This is a genomic window from Dyella choica (assembly GCF_003977665.1).
Lineage (GTDB): Bacteria > Pseudomonadota > Gammaproteobacteria > Xanthomonadales > Rhodanobacteraceae > Dyella_B > Dyella_B choica.
Map to the genome: position 1 here is coordinate 207135 of NZ_RYYV01000001.1, position 21550 is coordinate 228684.

General features: G+C 63.3%; 21 protein-coding genes and 1 tRNA gene. 13 read left to right on the plus strand and 9 right to left on the minus strand.

Going from position 1 to position 21550, the window contains the following annotated elements:
• Positions 1 to 19: 19 nt before the first annotated feature.
• The 10 genes from ccmA to metX all read left to right on the plus strand — a co-directional run bounded on the left by ccmA (position 20) and on the right by metX (position 8036).
• Positions 20 to 646 carry a cytochrome c biogenesis heme-transporting ATPase CcmA gene (gene ccmA, locus EKH80_RS01050; RefSeq protein ID WP_425481124.1) on the plus strand — a complete coding sequence of 209 codons (627 nt, stop codon included), beginning with the start codon at positions 20 to 22 and terminating at the stop codon, positions 644 to 646.
• Complete coding sequence (ccmB, locus tag EKH80_RS01055; RefSeq protein WP_126682869.1) at positions 639 to 1334, plus strand: heme exporter protein CcmB; 696 nt, start codon at positions 639 to 641, stop codon at positions 1332 to 1334. Before ccmA ends, ccmB begins: the two co-directional genes overlap by 8 nt.
• 2 nt (positions 1335 to 1336) lie before the next feature.
• Entirely contained in the window at positions 1337 to 2095 is a 759-nt protein-coding gene (locus tag EKH80_RS01060; protein WP_126682870.1) for a heme ABC transporter permease, read from the plus strand.
• 11 nt (positions 2096 to 2106) lie between these two features.
• Positions 2107 to 2304, plus strand: a complete 198-nt coding sequence (gene ccmD, locus EKH80_RS01065; RefSeq protein ID WP_196240323.1) for a heme exporter protein CcmD — start codon at positions 2107 to 2109, stop codon at positions 2302 to 2304.
• 9 nt (positions 2305 to 2313) lie between these two features.
• Positions 2314 to 2784 carry a cytochrome c maturation protein CcmE gene (gene ccmE, locus EKH80_RS01070; RefSeq protein WP_126682872.1) on the plus strand — a complete coding sequence of 157 codons (471 nt, stop codon included), beginning with the start codon at positions 2314 to 2316 and terminating at the stop codon, positions 2782 to 2784.
• Complete coding sequence (locus EKH80_RS01075; RefSeq protein WP_126682873.1) at positions 2781 to 4757, plus strand: heme lyase CcmF/NrfE family subunit; 1977 nt, start codon at positions 2781 to 2783, stop codon at positions 4755 to 4757. Before ccmE ends, EKH80_RS01075 begins: the two co-directional genes overlap by 4 nt.
• Positions 4754 to 5296, plus strand: coding sequence for a DsbE family thiol:disulfide interchange protein (locus EKH80_RS01080; RefSeq protein WP_126682874.1), 543 nt, complete (start codon positions 4754 to 4756; stop codon positions 5294 to 5296). The genes EKH80_RS01075 and EKH80_RS01080 overlap by 4 nt, the downstream gene beginning before the upstream one ends.
• A complete protein-coding gene (locus tag EKH80_RS01085) occupies positions 5297 to 5746 on the plus strand; it encodes a cytochrome c-type biogenesis protein (RefSeq protein WP_126682875.1) in 450 nt (149 codons plus the stop codon).
• Complete coding sequence (locus tag EKH80_RS01090; RefSeq protein WP_126682876.1) at positions 5743 to 6798, plus strand: tetratricopeptide repeat protein; 1056 nt, start codon at positions 5743 to 5745, stop codon at positions 6796 to 6798. The genes EKH80_RS01085 and EKH80_RS01090 overlap by 4 nt, the downstream gene beginning before the upstream one ends.
• A 137-nt stretch (positions 6799 to 6935) precedes the next feature.
• Entirely contained in the window at positions 6936 to 8036 is a 1101-nt protein-coding gene (gene metX / locus EKH80_RS01095) for a homoserine O-acetyltransferase MetX (protein ID WP_126682877.1), read from the plus strand.
• Between the two features lie 22 nt (positions 8037 to 8058).
• Here the strand turns inward: metX and EKH80_RS01100 are convergent, their stop codons facing one another.
• Positions 8059 to 8376 (minus strand): hypothetical protein, encoded by a 318-nt coding sequence (locus tag EKH80_RS01100; protein WP_126682878.1) that lies wholly within the window; start codon positions 8374 to 8376, stop codon positions 8059 to 8061.
• A gap of 112 nt (positions 8377 to 8488) precedes the next feature.
• Here EKH80_RS01100 and EKH80_RS01105 point away from each other — a divergent pair, with 112 nt between their 5' ends.
• Together EKH80_RS01105 and EKH80_RS01110 are read left to right on the plus strand one after the other, a co-directional pair.
• Positions 8489 to 9079 carry a cysteine dioxygenase family protein gene (locus EKH80_RS01105; RefSeq protein WP_126682879.1) on the plus strand — a complete coding sequence of 197 codons (591 nt, stop codon included), beginning with the start codon at positions 8489 to 8491 and terminating at the stop codon, positions 9077 to 9079.
• A gap of 26 nt (positions 9080 to 9105) precedes the next feature.
• A tRNA-Leu gene (locus EKH80_RS01110) sits at positions 9106 to 9191 on the plus strand.
• 64 nt (positions 9192 to 9255) lie between these two features.
• On the opposite strand, the gene EKH80_RS01115 is transcribed toward EKH80_RS01110, so the two are convergent.
• Positions 9256 to 10122: a LysR family transcriptional regulator gene (locus EKH80_RS01115; protein WP_196240314.1), complete on the minus strand. Its 867-nt coding sequence runs from the start codon at positions 10120 to 10122 to the stop codon at positions 9256 to 9258.
• A gap of 162 nt (positions 10123 to 10284) precedes the next feature.
• Between EKH80_RS01115 and EKH80_RS01120 the strand changes: the two genes are divergently transcribed.
• Positions 10285 to 10743, plus strand: a complete 459-nt coding sequence (locus EKH80_RS01120) for a lipocalin-like domain-containing protein (RefSeq protein WP_158628704.1) — start codon at positions 10285 to 10287, stop codon at positions 10741 to 10743.
• Positions 10744 to 10854: 111 nt separating this feature from the next.
• On the opposite strand, the gene pgaD is transcribed toward EKH80_RS01120, so the two are convergent.
• From pgaD to EKH80_RS01155, 7 genes are all read right to left on the minus strand, one after another.
• Entirely contained in the window at positions 10855 to 11292 is a 438-nt protein-coding gene (gene pgaD / locus EKH80_RS01125) for a poly-beta-1,6-N-acetyl-D-glucosamine biosynthesis protein PgaD (RefSeq protein ID WP_158628705.1), read from the minus strand.
• On the minus strand, positions 11292 to 12539 hold the full coding sequence (gene pgaC, locus EKH80_RS01130; protein ID WP_126682882.1) for a poly-beta-1,6-N-acetyl-D-glucosamine synthase: 1248 nt from the start codon (positions 12537 to 12539) through the stop codon (positions 11292 to 11294). The genes pgaD and pgaC overlap by 1 nt, the downstream gene beginning before the upstream one ends.
• 2 nt (positions 12540 to 12541) lie before the next feature.
• Positions 12542 to 14410 (minus strand): poly-beta-1,6-N-acetyl-D-glucosamine N-deacetylase PgaB, encoded by a 1869-nt coding sequence (gene pgaB, locus EKH80_RS01135; RefSeq protein WP_126682883.1) that lies wholly within the window; start codon positions 14408 to 14410, stop codon positions 12542 to 12544.
• Positions 14411 to 14412: 2 nt separating this feature from the next.
• Positions 14413 to 16488 (minus strand): poly-beta-1,6 N-acetyl-D-glucosamine export porin PgaA, encoded by a 2076-nt coding sequence (pgaA, locus tag EKH80_RS01140; protein WP_158628706.1) that lies wholly within the window; start codon positions 16486 to 16488, stop codon positions 14413 to 14415.
• A 364-nt stretch (positions 16489 to 16852) separates the two neighbouring features.
• Entirely contained in the window at positions 16853 to 17341 is a 489-nt protein-coding gene (gene lspA / locus EKH80_RS01145; protein ID WP_126682885.1) for a signal peptidase II, read from the minus strand.
• A 179-nt stretch (positions 17342 to 17520) separates the two neighbouring features.
• Positions 17521 to 20376 (minus strand): isoleucine--tRNA ligase, encoded by a 2856-nt coding sequence (ileS, locus tag EKH80_RS01150; RefSeq protein WP_126682886.1) that lies wholly within the window; start codon positions 20374 to 20376, stop codon positions 17521 to 17523.
• A 173-nt stretch (positions 20377 to 20549) separates the two neighbouring features.
• The gene (locus tag EKH80_RS01155) at positions 20550 to 21518 is read right to left on the minus strand and encodes a bifunctional riboflavin kinase/FAD synthetase (protein ID WP_126682887.1); all 969 of its coding nucleotides are present in this window, start codon (positions 21516 to 21518) and stop codon (positions 20550 to 20552) included.
• Positions 21519 to 21550 lie beyond the last annotated feature (32 nt).

Consider the following 21550-nt stretch of genomic DNA (forward strand, 5'->3'; position numbering starts at 1 on the left):
CCTCCCCACAATGCCGGCGATGACCTCCCACAGCCCCCTGCTCGAAGCCCGCGCCCTCGCCTTCCATCGCCAGGACGAACCCGTGTTCGGCCCGCTGGATTTCCGCCTGGATGCCGGCGAGCTGATGCTGATCGAAGGCGACAACGGCAGCGGCAAGACCACCCTGATGCGCATCCTCACCGGCTTGCTGCGTGCCGAAGAAGGCGAGCTGCGCTGGCGTGGCGAACCGCTCACCTGGGACCGCTGCAGCGGCGAGGTGGTGTTTCTCGGCCACCAGCTCGGCCTGAAGGCGGAACTCAGCGCGCGGGAAAACCTGGCGTTCACCATCGGCCTGCACGGCCATCGCAACCAGAGCGGCATCGAAGGCGCACTCACGCAGGTTGGATTGACCGGCTATGAGGATGAACCCGTACGCAAACTTTCCGCCGGCCAGAAAAAACGCGTGGCGCTGGCGCGCTTGCTGCTGATTCCCGCCGCGCTTTGGCTGCTGGACGAACCCTATGCCAACCTGGATCGATCCGGCATCCAGTTGGTGGACGCCCTGCTGGAGGTGCACATTGCTCACGGCGGTGCGGCGCTGGTCACCAGCCACGGCGCCGTGCAGTTCCACGGCGGCGAGCCCCAGCGGATTCGCCTGCATGCTTGATACGCGGCGTCCCGGTCTCGCTCACGCCTGTATCGCGGTATTGCGCCGCGATCTCACGTTGGCCTGGCGCCAGCGCGGCGACATGCTTCTGCCCGTGCTGTATGCGCTGATCGTCACTTCGCTGTTCCCGTTCGCGCTCGGGCCGGAAAGCGCCCTGCTCAAGCGCATCGCCGGCGGCGCGGTCCTGGTGACGGTCTTGCTGGCGATGCTGCTGGCGCTGGATGCGATGTTCCGCAGCGACATCGAGGATGGTTCGCTGGAGCAGCTGATGCTCGCGCCGCAACCGCTGGCGCTGATGCTGGGCATGAAAATCCTGGCGCACTGGCTAGCCACCGCCCTGCCCCTGATCGTGGTCGCGCCGGTCCTTGCCGGCATGCTGCATCTGCCCGCAGCAGTGACGCCGGTGCTGCTGGCCGCGCTGCTTCTCGCCACGCCGCTGCTGAGCCTGCTGGGCGGTATCCTGGTGGCGCTGACAGCCGGCACGCGACGCTCTGGTATGCTGCTGGCGTTGATGCTGCTGCCGCTGTGCGTGCCGGTGGTGATCTTTGCCGCCGGGGCTCTGGCAGCCGCTCAGGAAGGGCTGCCCTGGATTGCCCCCATCGCCTGGCTGGGCGCAGCACTAGTCATGACCGTGGTGCTGGCTCCCCTCGCATGCGCGGCCGCCCTCCGCATCGCACTGGATTCGTAGCAATGGCCAACTGGATCCCCTTGTGGTTGCACAAGCTCAGTTCCCCACCGGTGTTCTACCGCTTTGCCGGTGCGCTGCGGCCCTGGGCGATCGCGCTCGCCTTGGTGCTCGGCCTAATCGCACTGTACGGTGGGCTGGTGCTGGCGCCGCCGGATTATCAGCAAGGCGATGACTACCGCATCATCTTCATCCACGTGCCCAGCGCCTGGATGGGACTGTTCATCTATGGCGTGATGGGCGTTGCCGCGTTCATTGCGCTGGTCTGGCGGATCAAACTGGCCGAAGTGGTGGCGATGGCCTCCGCACCGGTCGGCGCCGCCTTCACGTTCATCACCCTGGTCACCGGTTCGCTGTGGGGCGTACGCATGTGGGGCACCTGGTGGACCTGGGACGCACGGCTCACCTCTGAACTGGTGCTGCTGTTTCTGTACCTCGGTGTGATTGCGCTGTACCACTCGTTCGAGGATCGCCGCCAGGGAGCACGCACGGCGGCGTTCCTTGCGTTGATCGGCATCGTCAACGTGCCGATCGTGCACTTCTCGGTGAACTGGTGGAACACCTTGCACCAGGGCTCCACCATCAAGCTGCTGGGTCCTTCCACCATCGCGCCGGCGATGGTGTGGCCGCTGCTCACCATGATGGTCGCCACCAAGCTTTATTACGTCGCCAGTTTGTGTGGCCGAGTGCGTGCGGATCTGCTGGCCCTGGAAGGCGGCAAGGATTGGGTACGGCAGATCGCCGAAAACGAGGTGCACGGATGAACGCTGCAGCGCTGCAATCGTTTCTGGCCATGGGTGGTTATGCGGCTTACGTGTGGCCGGCCTATGGCGTGTTCTTCATCGTGCTGCTGATCGACTGGCTCGCACCGCAGTTCCGCCGCCGCCGGCTGTTGCGCGAGTTGCGCGCACGCATGGCACGGCAGAATGCGCGCAAGGAGCGCACCAGCCAAGCTTCTGCAGCCTCAACCTAAACGTCATCCATGAATCCGACGCGTCAACGCAGACTAACCATCATTATCGCCATCCTCGCCGCCGTGATCGTAGCGGCGGCCCTGGTGGTGTATGCGCTGCAACAGAACATGAATTACCTCTTTACGCCCAGCCAGGTACAGGCGGGTGAAGCAACCTCGTACAAGAACTTCCGCCTCGGCGGCATGGTCAAGGCCGGCTCGATCCAACGCAGCAATGATTCCTTGAAAGTCACCTTCACCGTCGTCGACGCCAGCGGCGCCATGCCGGTGGAATACACCGGCATCCTGCCGGACCTGTTCCGCGAGAACCAATCGGTGATCGCCACCGGCCATATGGACGGCGCACGCTTCGTCGCCGCCGAAGTGCTGGCCAAGCACGATGAAACCTACATGCCGAAAGAACTGAAGGATGCGATGGCCAAGGCGCATACCGGCAAGCGCATCGACGAGGCAGCCAATCAGGACAAGCAGCAGCTATGACGCCCGAACTCGGTCAGCTCGCACTCATCCTTGCGTTGTTTCTCGCGCTGGCGCAGAGCGCGCTGCCGCTGATCGGCGCATGGCGCGGCAACCGTGCGCTGATGGCCGTGGCGCGACCGGCAGCTACCGGGCAGGCCGTGTTCGTGGCGCTGGCGTTCGCCATTCTGGCTTCGGCCTTCCTGCGCTTCGATTTTTCCGTGCAATACGTAGCCGCCAATTCCAATCTGCAGCTGCCCTGGTATTACCGCATCGCAGCCGTTTGGGGCGCGCATGAAGGCTCGATGCTGCTGTGGGTACTGATCCTCAATGTGTGGACTTTCGCACTCACCCTGTTCAGCCGGCGCCTACCGGACGTGTTTCTGGCGCGCGTGCTCGGCGTGCTGGGGATCATTTCGACTGGGTTTCTGTGTTTCATCCTGTTCACTTCCAATCCTTTCGCACGCCTTTTGCCGATGCCGCCGGACGGCGCGGATCTCAACCCGATCCTGCAAGACCCGGGCATGACCTTTCATCCGCCCGTGCTGTACATGGGCTATGTGGGATTCTCGGTGGCGTTCGCGTTTTCCATCGCCGCCTTGCTCGGTGGCTCGATGGAACAGGCCTGGGTGCGCTGGGCGCGCCCTTGGACGAATGCAGCCTGGGGTTTTCTATCCTGCGGCATCGTCGCCGGCAGCTGGTGGGCCTATGCAGAGCTGGGCTGGGGCGGCTGGTGGTTCTGGGATCCGGTGGAAAACGCCAGCTTCATGCCGTGGCTGGTGGGCGTGGCGTTGATTCACGCCCAGGCGGTGACGGAGAAGCGCGGCTCGCTGCGCGCCTGGACCATTCTGCTGTCGCTGTTCGCGTTTTCGCTGTCGCTGCTGGGCACGTTCCTGGTGCGTTCGGGCATTCTCACCTCGGTGCACGCGTTTGCCTCCGATCCTCGCCGTGGCGCTTTCATCCTCGGCTTCCTGGCGGTGGTGGTCGGTGGATCGCTGCTGCTGTACGCATTGCGCGCACCGAAGGTGGCTGGCGGCAAGGCCTTTGCGTGGGTCTCGCGCGAAAGCGCCATCCTGGTCGGCAACCTCATGTTCACGGTCGCGGCGGCGATGGTGCTGCTGGGCACGCTGTTCCCGCTGTTGGGCGATGCCTTGAACCTCGGCAAGATTTCGGTGGGACCGCCTTACTTCGGGCTGCTGTTTCCCTTGCTTATGTTGCCGGTCGTCCTGTTGCTGCCGTTCGGGCCATACCTGCGCTGGGGTAACAGTGAAGCGCCAGTGCTGAAACAAGTCCTTGTGCGTGCCAGTATCGCAGCGGCCGCATGCGCGATCATCGCGGCATTTTTCGTGCAGGGCCAAATCAAGGCGATCGCCGGCGTAGCCTGTGCGGTGTGGGTGGGCGTGGGCGTGCTGCTGTACGTGGCGAAGCGCTGGCGCGAAATGCCGCGTGGACGCCGATATCCCGCCGAAATGGCCGGCATGCTGCTGGCGCATCTGGGTGTAGCGATTTTCCTGATCGGCGTGCTGTTGTCCGAATCGCTGAGCGTGACACGCGATGTGCGCCTGTCGCCTGGAGAAAGCGCTACGGTCGGCGGCTATGATTTCCGCTTTGATGGTGTAACCCAGACTTCCGGGCCCAACTGGACGGCGCAGCAAGGCGTGGTCACCGTAACCTGCAACGGCGCACCGGTTGCAGTCATGCATCCGCAGAAACGCACCTACCTGCGCGAGCAGGTGCAGACCACATCCGCCATCGATCCGGGTATCACGCGCGATATCTACGTGGCGCTGGGCGAGCCGATGGATCCCCGGCATGTGCAAGGCGCTTGGGCCTTGCGCCTGTACACCAAGCCGTTCGTGCGCTGGATCTGGGGTGGCGGTCTGTTCATGATGCTGGGCGGTTTCGTCAGTGCGACCGATCGCCGCTTCCGGGTGAAGCGTGAAGCAGAATCCGCGCAGCCCACCCCCGTCGCGGCGCTGCAGGAGTCGCAGGCATGAGCCGGCTGCTGCCCTTGTTCGCCTTCGTACTGCTGGCCACGCTGCTTGGTTTCGGCATCTGGTGGAACAGCTCGCATGATCCCGCTGCCGTTCCTTCGCCGCTGATCAACAAGCCCGCGCCCACCTTCGCCCTGCCACGGCTGGATCAACCCGCCAAGACGGTGAGCAAGGATACGCTGCTGGGCAAGCCCTATCTGGTGAACGTGTTTGCAAGCTGGTGCTTCGCCTGCGGTGCAGAACATCCCGTGCTGATGGCCGAATCAAGGAAGCTTGGGGTTCCGCTGGTCGGCTACGACTACAAGGACGACGCCAATGATGCGAAAGCGTGGCTCGCGCAGCACGGCGACCCTTACGACATGGTGATCGCCGACGTGAGCGGCCACACCGCGATCGACTTCGGTGTGTACGGCGCACCGGAGACATTCCTGATCGATGGCAAGGGCGTGATTCGCTACAAACGCATCGGGCCGCTCACACCGGAGGTGATAGCGCAGCAGCTCAAGCCCGCGATCGAGGCGTTGCAGCAGGAGGCACACTGAATGGTGAAGCTTCTGCGCACCACCGTCCTGGTCCTGTTGGTCGCCTGCGCCGGCATCGCTGCGGCCCAGGCCATCGACCCCCTCCCGTTCCGCGACCACGCCGAGGAACTGCGCTTCCAGCATCTCACCAGCGAACTGCGCTGCCTGGTGTGCCAGGACGAAAACCTTGCCGACTCCAACGCCGACTTTGCGCGCGATTTGCGTCACAAGGTGTTCGAACTGATGCAGCAGGGCAAGAGCGACGCGCAGATCAAGCAGTATCTGGTGGATCGCTACTCGGACTTCGTGCTTTACGATCCGCCTGTGAACCATCGCACCTGGCTGCTGTGGTTCGGTCCGCTGCTGATCCTGCTTGCAGGCGGCGCGGTCGTCGCCTACACCATCCGCAAACGCAGCCAGGTCGACACGCCCGGCGCTTGCGCACCGACCGATAACGGGGACGATTGGTGAAATCGCTTTTTTACATTGCCGCCGCAGTGATGATCGCTGTGGCGTTGGCCTTGCTGCTGCTTCCGCTGCTGCGGCACGGCCGGCAAACGGGGCGGCCACGCAACCTGTTCGTACTGATGCTGTGCATCGCCTTGGTTGTACCGGTCGGTGCAGCGTTGCTATATCGGCAGATTGGTACGCCAGCCACGCTCAATGGCGTGGCCACGCAGGCGCAGACCGTCACCGACGTCAACCAGGCGCTGGACGAGCTACGCGCGCACCTCGCCGCACAGCCCACTGACGCGCAAGGCTGGATGCTCCTGGCGCAGGCCGAGATGGAAATGCAGCAACCGGAAGAGGCGCGCAACGCCTTCGAACAGGCACTGAAGCTACGACCCAACGATACCGGCGCCATGGTGGGCTGGGCCCAGGCCGACTCCACCGCCCGCCCGGATCACCATATCGACACGCGTGCGCGGGAGTTGCTGGAACAGGCGGTGAAACTTGAGCCGGATAACCAGCGCGGGCTTTGGCTGCTGGGCATCAGCGATTTCCAGCAAGGCCGCTTTGCCGAAGCCGCGTCCACCTGGCGTACCTTGCAGCCGCAGCTGCAGCCCGGCTCCACCGTCGCTCAAGCGGTGGCGCAACAGATAGCCCAGGCGGACGCGCGTGCCGGCTCGCCAGCCGCTTCGTCCAGCGCGACGAGCCCGGCCTCTTCCGGGCCCACCCTGCAAGTGAAGGTAGCCCTGGTGCCGGCACTCAAAGCCAAGCTTGCCGCCGGCGATACCTTGTTCGTCTACGCCCGTGCGGAAAACGGCCCCCCCATGCCCCTGGCCGTGGCCGTGGCCCGGCTCGACGCCAGCCGGTTGCCCGCCACGGTCACGCTGAGCGATGCGATGAGCATGCTGCCATCGATGAAGCTGTCGTCCGTGCCGCGTGTGGTGATTGGCGCACGCATCAGCCATAGTGGTAATGCGGCCCCTCGGGCAGGCGACCTGGAAGGCGATGGCGGCACGGTCGAAGTGAATAGCAAGGCACCGGTGAATGTCGTCATCGACAAAGTGCATGATTGAGGATCGGGCATGATGCCGCTCCTGCCCGCAAGGGTCCGCTTTCCTCATCGTCATTCCGGCACAGGCCGGTACGCGGCGACTTGGCGAGATCAGCCTCCATGTTCAATCCGGTAGAAACTCAGCTCTCGCAGGAATCCATGAGCGACGCACGCCAATACTTCGACCTGCCCTCCCCGTTCGCCATGAAGCGCGGCGGCAGCTTGCAGGGCGCTCGCATCGCCTACGAAACGTGGGGCAGCTTGAACGCTGCGCAGGACAATGCCGTGCTGATCCTCACCGGCCTGTCGCCCAGCGCGCACGCCGCCTCCAACGCGGAAGATCCCTCGCACGGCTGGTGGGAAGGCATGCTCGGTCCCGGCAAAGCCATCGATACCCGCCGCTGGTTCGTGATCTGCGTCAATTCGCTGGGCAGCGACAAGGGTTCCACCTGCCCCGCCTCCCTCGATCCGGCCACCGGTGAAACGTATCGCCTGAACTTCCCCGATCTTTCCCTGGAAGACGTTGCCAATGCTGCGCAAGCGCTGGTCAAGAGCCTGGGTATCGAACAATTGGCCTGCCTGATCGGCTGCTCGATGGGCGGCATGAGCGCGCTGGGCTACATGGTGTTGCATCCCGGCGGCGTGCGCACGCACATCAGCGTGGATACGGCACCGCAAGCGCAGCCGTTCGCCATCGCCATCCGCTCCTTGCAGCGCGAGGCGATCCGGCTCGATCCGAGCTGGCACGGCGGCCAATACGGCGACCAGAGCTATCCGGACATCGGCATGAGCATCGCACGCAAGCTCGGCGTGATCACCTACCGTTCCGCGATGGAATGGAACGGCCGCTTCGCGCGCATTCGCCTCGATCCCGAGCAACGCGAGGAGCAGCCGTTCGGCTTCGAATTCCAAGTGGAGTCGTATTTGGAAAGTCACGCACGGCGCTTTGTGCGCACCTTCGACCCCAACAGCTATTTGTATCTTTCGCGCGCCAGCGACTGGTTCGATATGGCCGAATACGGCAATGGCAACGTGATGGAAGGCTTGCAGCGTATTCGCGTCGAGCAGGCGCTGGTAATTGGCGTGAGCACCGACATCCTTTTCCCGCTGGAACAGCAGGAACAGATCGCCGAAGGGCTGCAGGCGGCCGGCGCCAAGGTGGAATTCGTGGCCCTGGATTCGCCGCAGGGCCACGACGCCTTTCTGGTGGATATCGAGAACTACAGCCGCGCGATCGGCGGCTTCTTGGCACGTATTTGACGATGTCGGGCTTGGGACCGGGTTACAGCGCCAGCGGCCTGAACTCCGCAAACATCCTCGCCGCCTCGGGCAGCTCGCGCAGGGGCACGTAGTCGCAGGCGGCGGCGAAGCGTTCCCACAACTCCACTACGCGCGCACTCCTGTGAGCATCCTCGATGGCGCCCTCCTTCCATTCGAACACCTCGACGATGATCCCATCCAGGCCGAACATGGCCTGCGCGGGCCGGTCGGTGACCAGCCCCAACGTGCGCAGGCACGGCACGTGCTCCCGGACCAGGGCCTCCAGCTCCTCCGCACACCCCTGCTTCGGACGGTACGCTACAATCACCATCACACCCATGGACGCTCCCCCTCGGATCGGTTCGAGGAAGGCTAGCAGAGAAGCTCCATTCAGGCGCCAGCGGCCTCGCTTTCATGGGTGGAAAGTCCTCCAAGATCGACCGAGACCAGCGATGCTCACCACGGAATTCCCCGGCTGTCGGAAACTCATTCAGGCGATCGACACGGCCGTCGCCAAGGGCTCCACGCCAGCCATCACGGACAGCCTGCGCAACAGCCTGTGCAAGTTGATCCAGAGCAAGGAGATCGTCCTGCCGGCCTGCGTGTTCGAAACCGCCGAGAACCGCTACGCCCGCCGCGAGCTCTATCACAGCGACGAATACGGCTACTGCGTGGTGGCCATGACCTGGGGCCCCGGCCAAGGCACCCCCATCCACGACCACTGCGGCATGTGGTGCGTCGAAGGCGTCTGGAGCGGCGCGCTGGAAGTCGTACAGTACGAACGCCTGCCCACGGAAGAACAGCAGGGCGACCTGTACCGCTTCCAGCCGGTCGGTTCGATCCAGGCCGGCCCCGGCTCCGCCGGCAGCCTGATCCCGCCGCACGAGTACCACACCATCCGCAACCCCAGCGACGACGCCATTGCGGTGAGCCTGCACATCTATTCCGGCAACATGACCCACTGCGCCGTGTTCCAGCCCAAGGACGGCGATCGCTGCTATGAGCGCCATGATCGCCAGCTGAGTCTCGACCCGGTGAACTGAAACCGGCATAATAGGCGTTCGCACTTGCCGGTGTGGCGGAATGGTAGACGCGGCGGACTCAAAATCCGCTTCTGGCGACAGAGTGTAGGTTCGAGTCCTATCACCGGTACCAATGGATCAAAGGCCGCTTACGCGGCCTTTGTCTTTTCTGGCGACCGGTTCAGGCAATCAGGCCGCTACGCTGCAGAAAGACTCTTGAATGCATCAGCCAGCGTACGCATCGCATTGCGCGAGCGACGGTCATTGAGCGCGCTATACAGAACCACTTCCTGAGTGGGCAGCGAAGGCAGAGACAAGACCTGACCTAGATCGATGGTGCCACTGGGTGCCGTGCGCCGCGCAAGTACGGCGATAGCAAGACCAGCCGCGGCCGCGGCACCGAGGACAGCGGCGCCCTTGCCGATGAAGACCTCCGTCCAAGCAATGCCGGCTTCATCCAGCGCACGTACGGCCGCGGCGCGGATGCCGCATGACTCGCCCTGGGTCGACAACGGCAATGGCTGGCCGGGACGCAGGTCCCAATGGGGAACGCCGATCCAGGCGAAGCTCTCGGTGAAGATGGTTTCGCCTTGATTGCGGCGATTGTCCGCCTGCACCACCAGCGCCGCATCCAGTGCACCTTCTTCATACGCCTGCATGACTTCGCGCGAACCTGCAACACGCATTTCGATCAGCAGATGGGGATCATGCTCGTTCATGCGGCGCAACAGGGCCGGCAATTCGCTGCCGACGATCATCTGGCTGATGCCGATGGTCAAGCGGCGCCGCTCAGCCTCAAACGAGGCAACAGCACGTTCATGCGCCCCCATGAGCGAACGCGCTGCGTCGAGAAACACGGCGCCTTCTGCCGACAGGCGCACCTGCCGCGGAGTGCGTTCCAGCAGGCGCCGGCCTAGCTGCTCTTCCAGCCGCCGCAGTTTCAGGCTGAGCGCCGACTGGGTGGTATCGAGCACTTCCGCAGCGCGCGTAAAGCTCTGCAAATCGGCGATAAAGACGAAGGCTTTGACAGCATCGAGATCCAGCGCTTTCACGGGCTTCATCATGTCGTTTTGTAATCGCTGAAATATACATCCATGGCGTTTACTCATGCATGAGGAGCGAATTAACTTTTTTGCCGTCCCCAGCCCACAGGTTTTTCTATGCGCCACGCTCTTTCATACATACCCTGCGTCTTGCTCGCGGCCTTGGTGAGCAACCAAGCGGGAATGGCCACGGACTACCGGGTAAAGCCCTCTCTGGAAGGGACGTGGACGCTGAAGGCCGCCTACGATCTGCATAAGGACTGCAGCAAAAGCTTCGGGTTCGGGCCGGCCCCGGCCGGCACCTTGCTGGTCGATCATGCAGGCAGCTACTCGCTACAGATCTACCGCAGCAATCGACCGACGTCTGCCACCGACGCGGAAGGCCGCCAAATCGACTTCAAACCCAATGAAATCGCCAGCACGCATTACGGCAGGCTCAGCCTTGATCCTGCGTCGCACACGGTGACCTTCCACATCGAGCACGCTTATAACCTGCTGTGGAACGGCACGGTGCAGGTGCGGCCTTACGTGCTCTCAGGCGACGAATTGAGCTACCAGGTTCCGGCGCAGCCCGGCAGCGATGCCGTGGCAGTGTCAGTATGGCAGCGCGCGAAGCCCGCATCGCCGGCAAGCGATCCTTGATCGAAGGCCTGCCGGCTACGCCCCTGCCACGTAGACTGGGATGACAATCCCAGCTTTCCACGCGGCAACCCGAAGCCGGGATTGTCATCCCAGCCTACCCGGACGCCATGATCATTCGCCGTCCAGGAACATCTGGCCGTCCGGCGCAAAGCGAATCACCGAGCGCTGCCGCGCGCGCAGCTGCTTTGCCGTTTCCACCGAGGCCGCCAATGCCGGCGCCATTTCCTCGATATCCAAGCCCCGGTTGCCGCGACGCCTTTGCTTGCCGGCGAAGCGTAGACGGTTGTATTGCGACCACGAGCCCATCGAAAGCGCGCAGACGATCGCAATGCTCAGCACGATGCTCAGATTATTGGCCGCTTGCAGCGGATGCATCAGGCCCAGTTGCTTGAACGCGTCTTCCAGGCCAAGCAGCCAGGCGATCAGCGTGAGGAACGGCAGCCACAGCGAAATCCACAGAGTCCACGCCACCATGGTGATGACGGTGAACAGGGTGCGTTGCAGCGGCGCCTGGCGGTGCGGTCGGTTGATGATAAAGTCGGCTTTCATCATATCCCCCTATCAGGACTGGTCCAGATCGCCAGCGTGCCCCTGCGCTTCAGGATGGCCTTGGGCAAGGCGACGATGGACGTGGCTGTGGTGAGCATCCAATAAACCAACGGGTACCAGATCATCCAGTAGTAATTGCGGCCGATGCGGGTTTCGTAGCGGCGGTCGATCAGCAGGCTGATCAGGAACTGCAGCATGCATATCATGCCGAGCACCACGCCGTTCCATTGCGGAATAAAGGTGGGAACGTGCAACGACGGCGGAAGTTTCACGACGAGTCCGATCAGCCACAGCAGCACGATCACCGCCATGTCGAAAGACCACGCCAGGCTCACCACGAATTCCAACGCCACCATCCACATCCGCCGCTCCCGCCAGCGCAACAGATGCAGGCCGTAGCGCAGCAGCACTTCCGAACCGCCCTGCGCCCAGCGCAGGCGCTGTCGCCATAGACCACGCAGCGTTTCCGGCATCAGTATCCAGCACAGCGCATTCGGTTCGTAGCGGATTTCCCAATGGCGCATCTGCAGTCGCCAGCTCACGTCGATGTCTTCGGTCACCATGTCGGTATTCCAGTAGCCGACATCGTGCAGCGCCGTCTTGCGGAAAGCAGAGATCACGCCGGAGACCGTGAAGATGCGCCCGTATACGCGCTGCGCACGCTTGATCAGGCCGATGATCGACGAGAACTCGCCTACCTGCAGCCGGCCCAGCAAGGTGGAGCGGTTGCGAATGCGTGGATTGCCGGTGACCGCACCTACACGCGGACTGTCGAGCATATGCATCACCAGCCAATGCGTGGCATACGTATCGAGCATGGCGTCACCGTCGATACACACCAGGTAATCGCCCTTGGCAGCGAGCGCCGCCGCGCGCAGACCCGTGGCCTTGCCGCGATTGGCGGCCAGATGCAACACACGCAGCTCCGGAATCTCCTTGATCAACTGATCCAGTTGCGCGCCGGTATCGTCGGTGGAGCCGTCATTGACCGCGATGATCTCGAAACTGGGATACGTCTGCTTCGCCAGCTGAGTGAGGGTTTCGCGCACGTGTTCGCTTTCGTTGTGACAAGGCACGATCAGCGATACCAGCGGGTAAGACGACAGCGGTGGCGGCTTCACACGCGACGGCTCGGTGCGCTCCCAACGGAAAAAATAGATCAGGCCGCCGCTCATCCAGATCAGCGACATGGCCAGCGGATAGAAGAAGGCGAAATCGAGCAGGGTTTGGAGCGCATGGATATGCATGGTTATCGCTCCGGATAGGGATAGTCGGCGATGGAAATCGCCGGGCGGACGGCTTCAAGCTGCGGGTGGTTCTGGATGAAGTCGTCTGGGTAGTAGCCCAGGTGGCGTGCGCCTTCGACTTGCAGTAGACGGAAGCGTGCGTCGATGTCCTGGTTGGAAACGGCCTGGCCGGTACGCCAATCGTGCGTGGCAAGTTCAAACAGCGTGCCGTCCAGAGCATGCGGGCCGGCGGCAGCAACACGTGCGACCAGCTCGCGATACCAGCTATCCGTATCGGCCTGCTTGTCCAGCTGCGGCATCGCCATGACAGCAGTGAGGTTGTAGTTGTTCAGGAAAGCGGGAAGGCTTTGCGCGAACCACGCTTCCGACTTGGGATCGAGGATCGGCCGCGTGTAAATATTCCGCACCGTCTTGACCTCCGGCCGCCAGCGGCGGACTCGCGCGGTGAGTTCGTGCGTGAAGTCGATCAGCGCGGCGGTGCGCTCGGCCGGCGACCGGTTCGACCAGGGGCCGAGGTTGTCCGTATCACGCAGGTAGGCATCATCGGAGAACAGCAGCCCAGCTTCATCGGCATGCATCGCGAGGTCTTCGTAAACATCGCCGATAAGCTGCCGCACGCGCGGATCCCACGGCGCAAGGCGATAGTGATCGCCACCTGGCTTTGGCTCGCCGCCCAGCGCAGGCAGGTTCGGCTGATCCGCAAGGCGGAAGGCGAGCACCGGCATCCACGCATACACGCGTACCTGCGCACGCGTGCGCAATTGCCAGGCAACGCGTGAGAACAGGTCCGCGCGCATCGGCAGATGGCGATTCGGGAAATACACGGCCTGCGCCACGCCGTCACCTTTCGGATCGGCATAGGCCTGCAGCCAGACCTGGCTGGGGTGCATGCGGCGGATGCGGTCGAGCAGGCGCGAGAGGTTACGTTCCTGCTGCGCCGGATCCGGATCGTAGACGTAGTCGAGATCCACCTGCACGGCGCGCACGGGGTCGACCCGGGTGGGGTGGCGGATCAGCCAGCCAAGGCGATTGGCGCTGACGTTGCCGCTGACCAGCAGGCGCGGCAGCGTGTGGTCGTCCGGCGATACCGGTATGACATCGTCCAGACTGAAGGACACGCGCATTCCTTCGCTGTTTGCCACTTGCGTTGCAATCTGGTTGTAGGCGCCGTAGGGCCACACGATCGCGCGCGGACGGTGGCCGGTGGCGTGATCGATCTCCTCGGCACTGTGCTGCAGATCCTTGCGCAGGCGTGCGGTGTAAGCAGCAAGGCTTTCATAGCTTGCCGTGCGCGGGTCGTACTCGAGGCTCACCACTGCCGGCAACTGGTTGCCTTGCGGATTGGCCATGATGCCTTCGTGCAGATCCCAGGTATGCGAGGCGAATTCCACCAGGCCGGAGCGCTGGATTTCGCGCACCTGGTCCCAGCTCAAGAAACAATCCCGCGTGCAGGACTCGCCATTGATCGGCATTTTCTGGCCGGGCGGCAGGTCCATCCACGAACCCACCAAAGCTGACACCGCCGGATAGTGGTAGGCGCGCAGCAGTGGATAGACGCGCGTGTAGAAGCTTTCCAGGCCATCATCGAAAGTGAGCAGCACGGCATGTGCCGGCAGCGGTGCACCGCCCTGCCTGGCCTGGATCACCTGATCGAGGCTGACCACGTGATAGCCATTGGCCTGGAGCCAATCGAAATGCGCGACCAGGTGGTCCGTGCTGGTGGCATCCGGATCGCGATCGCCCTGCAGGCCGACATCGTCGCGCACGTCGTGATAGGTGAGCACGATCAACGACGCGTCCGGCACGAATTCATTGGCGCAGGCCAGCGACGTCATGACGAAAAGTAGCAGGGCGAGCAGTAGGAAACGCATGGCTACTCTCCCCAGTGCATGGAAACGTCCAGCACGACACGCGACTCGTGCCGGCCGTCGTAGGGTTGCCAATGCCAGCTCACGCCCCAGCCGAAACGCAAGCCGGCATGCGCCTGGAACATCTGTCCGTAGCGTGCACTGGCCATCACGCCGCTGGCGAAGTTGCGTTCTTCGTAGCGACCGATGGCAAACTCGAAGCGCTGGGTCCAGAGCCGGCTGTCGTATTGGTTGAGCACGTTTTGCAGCACGCCGGTGACCGCGTAGGAGCGATCCCACCTAGGATTGAAATACGGCCGGTTCGTTTCGCTGTTGGTCGAGCCGCTGACTTCCACACCACCGTCGAAGCTCAGGTTCGGACCGGTGTGCAGGCGCTGCACGAAGTCCGCCTGCCAGCCCTTGCGCACATTGCCGTCGGTGAAGCGATCGCGATATAGCGCCAGGCGTGCGGAGGTAAGTTCACTCGCACGCCACTGCACGGCGGTGTTGAAGGTTTTTCCCGTAATGCCGTAGCGCTGCGCCCGCAGCGGAACATCCGCGCCGGCGCTGGCCCAATCGGAAGACCACGACCAGCGGTCGCTGATCGCCCAGTTGAAACCGGCTTCGAAATCCGTGCGACGCACATAGTGATCCGCCGAGGGCAGCGCTTGCACGTAAAACGACCAATGAGGCATGAAGCCCTGCACACCGAGGCCGCCGCGATCCCTCGCGACGTGGCCCTCGGGCAAAGCGGCAGATGATGCGCGTGCCAGCGCCAGCACGCGCCAGTGATGGTCGATCAGCGGACTGGCCAGTGTCGCCTGCGTTTCCTGGTCGCGATCGCCATAGTCGGGACTGTTGCCCCAACCATTGTCGTGGGTGAGATCGAATTGCCAGCCGCGCTGGCGGTCCCATGCCGACAGCGCATCTTCCACGCGGCCGCTACGTTCGGCCTGCTGTTGCGCCTGGTCGAGTGCGGCCTGCGCGCCCGCATAGTCATGCACGGCGCCCCGGACTTCGGCATCGTCCAGATTGGCGCCGGCATCGTGTTCGTCTTCCAGCGTGTCGGCAATCTTCAAGGTTTCCGCCGCGCGCCTTGGCCAGCCACGCGCCAGTTCCGTCATCGCCAGCTGGCGACGTAAGTCGGCATTGCCAGGCGCCTCGGCGCACATCGCGGCAAGCCGCTGATACGCGCTCTTGAGCTCGCCGGCATCCTCGTGCAACTGGATATCGGTGCTGTCCGCATCGACCTTGCGTGCATTCTGTTTGGCGCCACGAACGCCAGGGGCACGCAGCCAGCGCGGTTCATCCGCGACCAGCTTGTCCACCATGGCAAGCGATTCGCGCGTGCGGCCCGCCTCGAAATAGGCGGACGCAAGGCCGATGCGTGGATCGACATCGCCCGGCTGGTACGGATCCGGGTCCTGACGGATGCTGTCTTCGTACAGCGCAATCGCTTCGCGCGGCCGATGCTCCTGCATCATGGCGTCGGCCGCTGCGTTTTCCGCATACGGCGGCAATTGCACTCCTTCCTGCTTCAGCTGGACATACTCGGCCAGTGCCTCCCGTGCGCGATCCCCTTGGTCCAGCGCCACCAGCAGATCGAGCTGCGCGCGCCTGCGAACATCCGCGGGTGCATGGGGATCATCTGCGATGCGTTGGATATCGGCGACGGCTTTATCGTCATCCGCGTAAGGATGCGTGGCATCGGCGGGAATGCCTTGGGCCCAACGTACTTCGTGCGAGGCGTAATCGGCCTGCAGCTGTTCGCGCTCGGCAGGACTGAGCGATGGCGACAGGTTCGCCGCCAGCCCCCCGGCGCGCGCGGCGCCACCCAATTCCGACAACAGCTGGATGTTCAGCATTTGGGCGTTGCGGTCATCAGGCCAGCGTGCCAGCACTTCCTGGCAATGCGCCAACGCTTCCACCCGATGCCCCGCGGAGCGCTCCGCGCGGGCCTGGGTCAACAGCGCATTGCTATCAGGCGTGGACTGCGCGGTAACCGCTTCGCTGGCCGTGCATAACGCGAGCGTGACAACAACCGCCAACGTTGCACGCCGCAGCATTACTGCCCGCGTTGCCGATGCCGTTGCGATTTGCACGCGTTTTCTCATCGCCAGAGCCGCTCTCGCGCCTAACGTGGAAAATCCCCAAGTCCGGTGAAGCCGTGGGCCCCCTGCTCCATCGAACCCCCTTCTCTGCAGGAGTTAAGTCGCAAAAATCAGGCCATGGTGCGTGAAGATGGTTTTCACACGGCAAATTGTAAAAAAATCATTAAGCTCAATGAAGGAAAGCGGCCGCGCGCGCAGCTCGTTCATCATAAATAGCTGTTTCTTTAATAATTTTCGTCAGAACAACGGTTCATAACGGAACCATAGTGAGCTCGCGCCAAATGTGACGTGATTCACATGTGTCACAACGGGGCAGCGACTGTTTATGTCACTTTCGCGCAAGGAAGCGCCTAGGCTACCTGGACGGGCTCGAGCGCAAGCCGAACAGGATCAGCAGCACCGCGCCCACCGTAATGCCGCAATCGGCCACGTTGAACGTGGGGTAGTACCAGTCGCGGTAATAGACCTGGATGAAGTCGGTCACTTGCGAGGCATGCAGACGGTCTATCAGGTTGCCCAGAGCGCCGCCGATCACCAGCGATAGCGGCAAGGCCGTGCGCCATTCGCGTCGCGCCGTGCGTGTGAGCCACACCACCAGTGCCGCGGTAATCACCACCGCCAGCAGCACGAAGAACCAGCGCTGCCAGCCGCCGCCTTGCGCCAGAAAGCTGAAAGCCGCGCCGGTGTTGAAGGCCAGGGTCCAGTTGAGGAAGCCGGGGATGACTGGGTGCGGCAGGCCCGCTGGCTCCAGTGAGGCGAGCGCCCACCATTTGGTGAGCTGATCGAGGACGATCGTCAGCGCGGAGACCAGTAACCAGGAAAGCGCGTTGGGTTTGGGATGCATGGGTGTTCTCAAGAATGACAAGCGATACCGGATGCGGCCCCCTCCCCTGCTCGGCAGGGGAGGGCTGGGGTGGGGTTGCATGAGCTTGCCGCAATGTTTGAGTTCACCTCGAGGTTGCTTCACCCCACCCAAACCCTCCCCTAATACACGTTAGGGGAGAGTGTGAGTTTGAGGCGAATTTAGAACCACCGGCGATTTTCGCCCGGTCCTTCCACATTGCTCACGCAACGTCCACACAGTTCCGGATGCTCCGGATGGCTGCCGACATCCTCGCGCCGGTGCCAGCAACGGATACATTTGGCCGCCTCGCTCACGCTGGCGGATACGTACACTTCACCGCCTTCGAGTTGCAAAGCTGCCGCATCCGCAGGCCGGGACGGCAGTGACGCGAAGCTCAGCTCGGAAGTGATGAAGAAGAAGCGTAGCTCGTCTGCGGTGGACGCATAACGCTCGGCCATCGCCGGATCGACATGCAGCACCAGTTTCGCTTCGAGTGCGGCACCTATCTTTTCGGCCTTGCGCATCTCTTCCAGCACTCGCGATCCGGCATCGCGCATCGCCAGCAGATCAGTCCAATAGCGGCGCTGCTCCGGCGAGCCTTGCGTATTGGCCAGGCCGTCATACCAGGTTTCGAACAGCACGCTTTCGCCGCGCTGGTCCGGCATCTGCTGCCAGATTTCTTCCGCCGTGAACGACAGCACCGGCGCCAGCCAGCGCACCAGCGCCTGCAGGATGCGATACATCGCGCTCTGCGCGCTGCGCCGGCCCAGGCTTTCGGTCGGCATGGTGTAGAGGCGATCTTTGGTGATGTCCAGATACAACGCGCCCATCTCGTTGGTGCAGAAGTTCTGCACGCGCTGCACGATCTCGGGGAAGTCGTAGCGCTCGTACGCGGCGACTACCGCCTGCTGCAGTTCGTAGGCCTGGCTTACCGCCCACTGGTCGAGCAGCAAGCTCTGTTCCACCGGCACCAGGTGCGTGGCCGGATCGAAACCGTCCAGATTGCCGAGCAGGAAGCGCGCGGTGTTGCGAATGCGCCGATACATGTCCGACACGCGCTTCAAGATTTCCTCCGACAAGGACATCTCGTAGCGATAGTCGGTCGAGGCCACCCACAGGCGCAGGATGTCGGCGCCCAGGCGGTTCATGATGTCCTGCGGCTCAATGCCGTTGCCCAACGACTTGGACATCTTGCGGCCCTGCGCATCAACGGTGAAGCCGTGCGTCAGCAACTGCTTGTACGGCGGCTTGCCGTCGAGCATGGCCGCGGTGAGCAGCGAGGAATGGAACCAGCCGCGGTGCTGGTCGGAACCTTCCAGGTACAGATCGGCAGGAAAATGCTGCACGTCGGCGTGCGAGCCGCGCAGCACGTGCCAGTGCGTGGTGCCGGAGTCGAACCAGACATCCAGGGTGTCCCGGTTCTTCTCATAATGCTCGGCGTCCGCGCCGAGGAGTTCGGCCGGATCCAGGCTTTGCCATGCCTCGATGCCGTGGAGCTCGACGCGCTTGGCTACCTCTTCCAGCAATTCCGGCGTGCGCGGGTGCAGCTCGCCGCTTTCGCGATGGACGAAGAACGCCATCGGCACGCCCCACTGACGCTGACGCGAGAGCGTCCAATCGGGGCGATCGGCGATCATGTTGTGCAGGCGCTGCTTGCCCCAGGCCGGGAAGAACTGCGTGGCTTCCACGCCTTCCAGCGCCGTTTCCCGCAGGGTCTTGCCACCCTCCTTGGGGGTGATGTCCATGCCGGCGAACCACTGCGAGGTGGCGCGATAGATGATCGGCGTCTTGTGCCGCCAGCAGTGCATGTAGCTGTGCGGGTACTTGTTCTGGTGCAGCAGCGAACCGGCCTGGTCCAGCGCCTCCGCAATCTTGGGATTGGCCTTCCACAGGAACATGCCGCCGAACAGAGGCAGCCAGGAGGCGTAGACACCATTGCCCATCACCGGGTTGAGGATCTCGGCATCCTTCATGCCGTAAGCCTTGCACGACTGGAAGTCTTCCACGCCGTACGCGGGCGCGGAGTGCACGATGCCGGTACCGGTATCCAGTGTCACGTAGTCGCCGAAATAAACCGGCGCAAGACGCGCATAGCCTGGATCCACCGCATACAACGGATGGCGGAATTTCAGGTCGCCCAGCTCATGGCCTTCCACCGAGGCCACGATGTGCCCTTCCAGGCCGTACGTCTTGAGGCATTCTTCGACGCGGTCGGTGGCAAGGATCAGCAAACCCCTGGGCGTATCGACCAGGCTGTAGCTGAATTCAGGATGCAGGTTGAGCGCCTGGTTGGCAGGAATCGTCCAGGGCGTGGTGGTCCAGATCACGATCTGGCCGTTGGGCTTGGGCAATTTTTCCAGGCCGAACGCCTTGGCCACCGCCGCGGGATCGTCGAATGCAAAACCGACGTCGATGGCGATATCGGTCTTGTCCTCGTATTCCACTTCCGCCTCGGCCAGGGCGGAGCCGCAGTCGAAGCACCAGTTGACCGGCTTCAGGCCGCGATAGATGTAGCCCTTGCGCAGCAGCTCAGCCAGCGCACGGATTTCGCCCGCTTCATTGCGTGGCGCCATGGTGAGATAGGGGCGATCCCATTCACCCAGCACGCCCAGGCGCTTGAAATCGCCCTTCTGTTTGGCGATCTGTTCGCTGGCATAGGCACGCGCCTTGCTCATCACTTCGCTGGTGGGCAGGTTTTTGCCGAACTGCTTTTCGATCTGGATCTCGATCGGCATGCCGTGGCAATCCCAGCCCGGCACGTAGGGGGCGTGGAAACCCGCCAGCAGCTTGGACTTCACCACCACGTCCTTGAGGATCTTGTTGATCGCGTGGCCCAGATGGATCGTACCGTTCGCGTACGGCGGACCGTCATGCAGCACGAACAGCGGGCGACCCTGGGTCTTGGCCTGAATCTGCGCGTAGCGGTTCACCTTTTCCCATTCGGCCAGCCAGCCCGGCTCGCGCTTGGGCAGGTCGCCGCGCATCGGGAAGCTGGTCTGCGGCAGGTTGATGGTGCTCTTGTAGTCCTGGGTCATCGCTCGGTTGCCGTGTCTACGGGGGTTCCGCTTCGATGCCCGGGAGGGACCGAAGCTTCGGTGCTTGCCGCGCGCGGCGGCAAGCGCACGCGCTTCGGCGAGGGCTCGTCAAATAATAATGATCGTCGCGACCATGGCCGTCGGCGAAGGGTGCAAGCTGGGCAAGGGGCTGCTCATGATGAGGCCTGGTTCGCGTCGATCAATGCCGGGTTCATCCCAAGGATCTCCCGGGCGGAACGTGCATCATGCCGCATTTGCTCTTTCAATGCGTCGAGGCCGTCGAATTTCATTTCGTCGCGCAGCTTGGCCACGAACTGAACCGCCATGCGCTTGCCGTAGAGATCGCCCTCGAAATCGAACAGATGCACTTCCAGCAGCGGCTCGGCCACCTCGTTGACGGTGGGCCGCGTGCCCAGGCTGGCTACGCCCGGCCAACTACACTCGCCCTCGCCCAATCCCACGCGTACCGCAAAGATGCCGTGTAGCGGGGTGACGCGCTCACGCAAATGGATATTGGCGGTAGGAAAGCCGAGGGTGCGGCCCAGCCGGTTGCCGTATTCCACCTTGCCCTCGATCACGAAGGGCCGGCCCAGCAACGGCGTGACGGCGCCGAAATTCCCCGCGGCGAGCAGCGCCCTCACCCGGCTGGCCGAGACGCGCTCACCTTCCAGCAGCACGGCCCGCAGGGTGTGCGCGATAAAGCCCTGGTCCCTGCCGATGCGCTCCAGCATGGCCACGTCGCCGGCACGCTTGTGACCGAAACGGAAATCCGCTCCCACCCACACCTCGCGCACCTTGAGCCGGTCGATCAGTATCTGCTGCACGAACTGCTCCGGCAGCATGGCTGTCAACGCCTGGTTGAAGCGCAGCAGCAACGTGTGTTCCATGCCGGCCGCGGCAAAACCCAATAGCTTCTCGCGCACGCTGGACAAGCGCGGCACCGGTTCCTTGGAGAAATAGGCGCGCGGCAGCGGTTCGAAGCTCACCACGATCGGCGTGCAGCCAAGCTCCTGCGCCCGCTGGCGCACTTCGCTGAGCAAGGCTTGGTGGCCGCGGTGCAGGCCATCGAAAGCGCCGACCGCAACCACGCTGCCGCCGGGGGCCAGGCACGGCCCCGCGACATCCCGGGACAGTTTCATCATCCTGGAAGTATAGCCGTAGGCTGGGGTGCAAA

What these genes read in the sequence shown, in the direction of transcription:
- ccmA (WP_425481124.1), top strand. Translation starts at nt 20, where the DNA reads ATGACCTCCCACAGCCCCCTGCTCGAAGCCCGCGCCCTCGCCTTCCAT.
- ccmB (WP_126682869.1), top strand. Translation starts at nt 639, where the DNA reads ATGCTTGATACGCGGCGTCCCGGTCTCGCTCACGCCTGTATCGCGGTA.
- EKH80_RS01060 (WP_126682870.1), top strand. Translation starts at nt 1,337, where the DNA reads ATGGCCAACTGGATCCCCTTGTGGTTGCACAAGCTCAGTTCCCCACCG.
- ccmE (WP_126682872.1), top strand. Translation starts at nt 2,314, where the DNA reads ATGAATCCGACGCGTCAACGCAGACTAACCATCATTATCGCCATCCTC.
- EKH80_RS01075 (WP_126682873.1), top strand. Translation starts at nt 2,781, where the DNA reads ATGACGCCCGAACTCGGTCAGCTCGCACTCATCCTTGCGTTGTTTCTC.
- EKH80_RS01080 (WP_126682874.1), top strand. Translation starts at nt 4,754, where the DNA reads ATGAGCCGGCTGCTGCCCTTGTTCGCCTTCGTACTGCTGGCCACGCTG.
- EKH80_RS01085 (WP_126682875.1), top strand. Translation starts at nt 5,297, where the DNA reads ATGGTGAAGCTTCTGCGCACCACCGTCCTGGTCCTGTTGGTCGCCTGC.
- metX (WP_126682877.1), top strand. Translation starts at nt 6,936, where the DNA reads ATGAGCGACGCACGCCAATACTTCGACCTGCCCTCCCCGTTCGCCATG.
- EKH80_RS01100 (WP_126682878.1), bottom strand. Translation starts at nt 8,376, where the DNA reads ATGGGTGTGATGGTGATTGTAGCGTACCGTCCGAAGCAGGGGTGTGCG.
- EKH80_RS01105 (WP_126682879.1), top strand. Translation starts at nt 8,489, where the DNA reads ATGCTCACCACGGAATTCCCCGGCTGTCGGAAACTCATTCAGGCGATC.
- EKH80_RS01115 (WP_196240314.1), bottom strand. Translation starts at nt 10,122, where the DNA reads ATGATGAAGCCCGTGAAAGCGCTGGATCTCGATGCTGTCAAAGCCTTC.
- EKH80_RS01120 (WP_158628704.1), top strand. Translation starts at nt 10,285, where the DNA reads ATGGCCACGGACTACCGGGTAAAGCCCTCTCTGGAAGGGACGTGGACG.
- pgaD (WP_158628705.1), bottom strand. Translation starts at nt 11,292, where the DNA reads ATGAAAGCCGACTTTATCATCAACCGACCGCACCGCCAGGCGCCGCTG.
- pgaC (WP_126682882.1), bottom strand. Translation starts at nt 12,539, where the DNA reads ATGCATATCCATGCGCTCCAAACCCTGCTCGATTTCGCCTTCTTCTAT.
- pgaB (WP_126682883.1), bottom strand. Translation starts at nt 14,410, where the DNA reads ATGCGTTTCCTACTGCTCGCCCTGCTACTTTTCGTCATGACGTCGCTG.
- lspA (WP_126682885.1), bottom strand. Translation starts at nt 17,341, where the DNA reads ATGCATCCCAAACCCAACGCGCTTTCCTGGTTACTGGTCTCCGCGCTG.
- ileS (WP_126682886.1), bottom strand. Translation starts at nt 20,376, where the DNA reads ATGACCCAGGACTACAAGAGCACCATCAACCTGCCGCAGACCAGCTTC.
- EKH80_RS01155 (WP_126682887.1), bottom strand. Translation starts at nt 21,518, where the DNA reads ATGATGAAACTGTCCCGGGATGTCGCGGGGCCGTGCCTGGCCCCCGGC.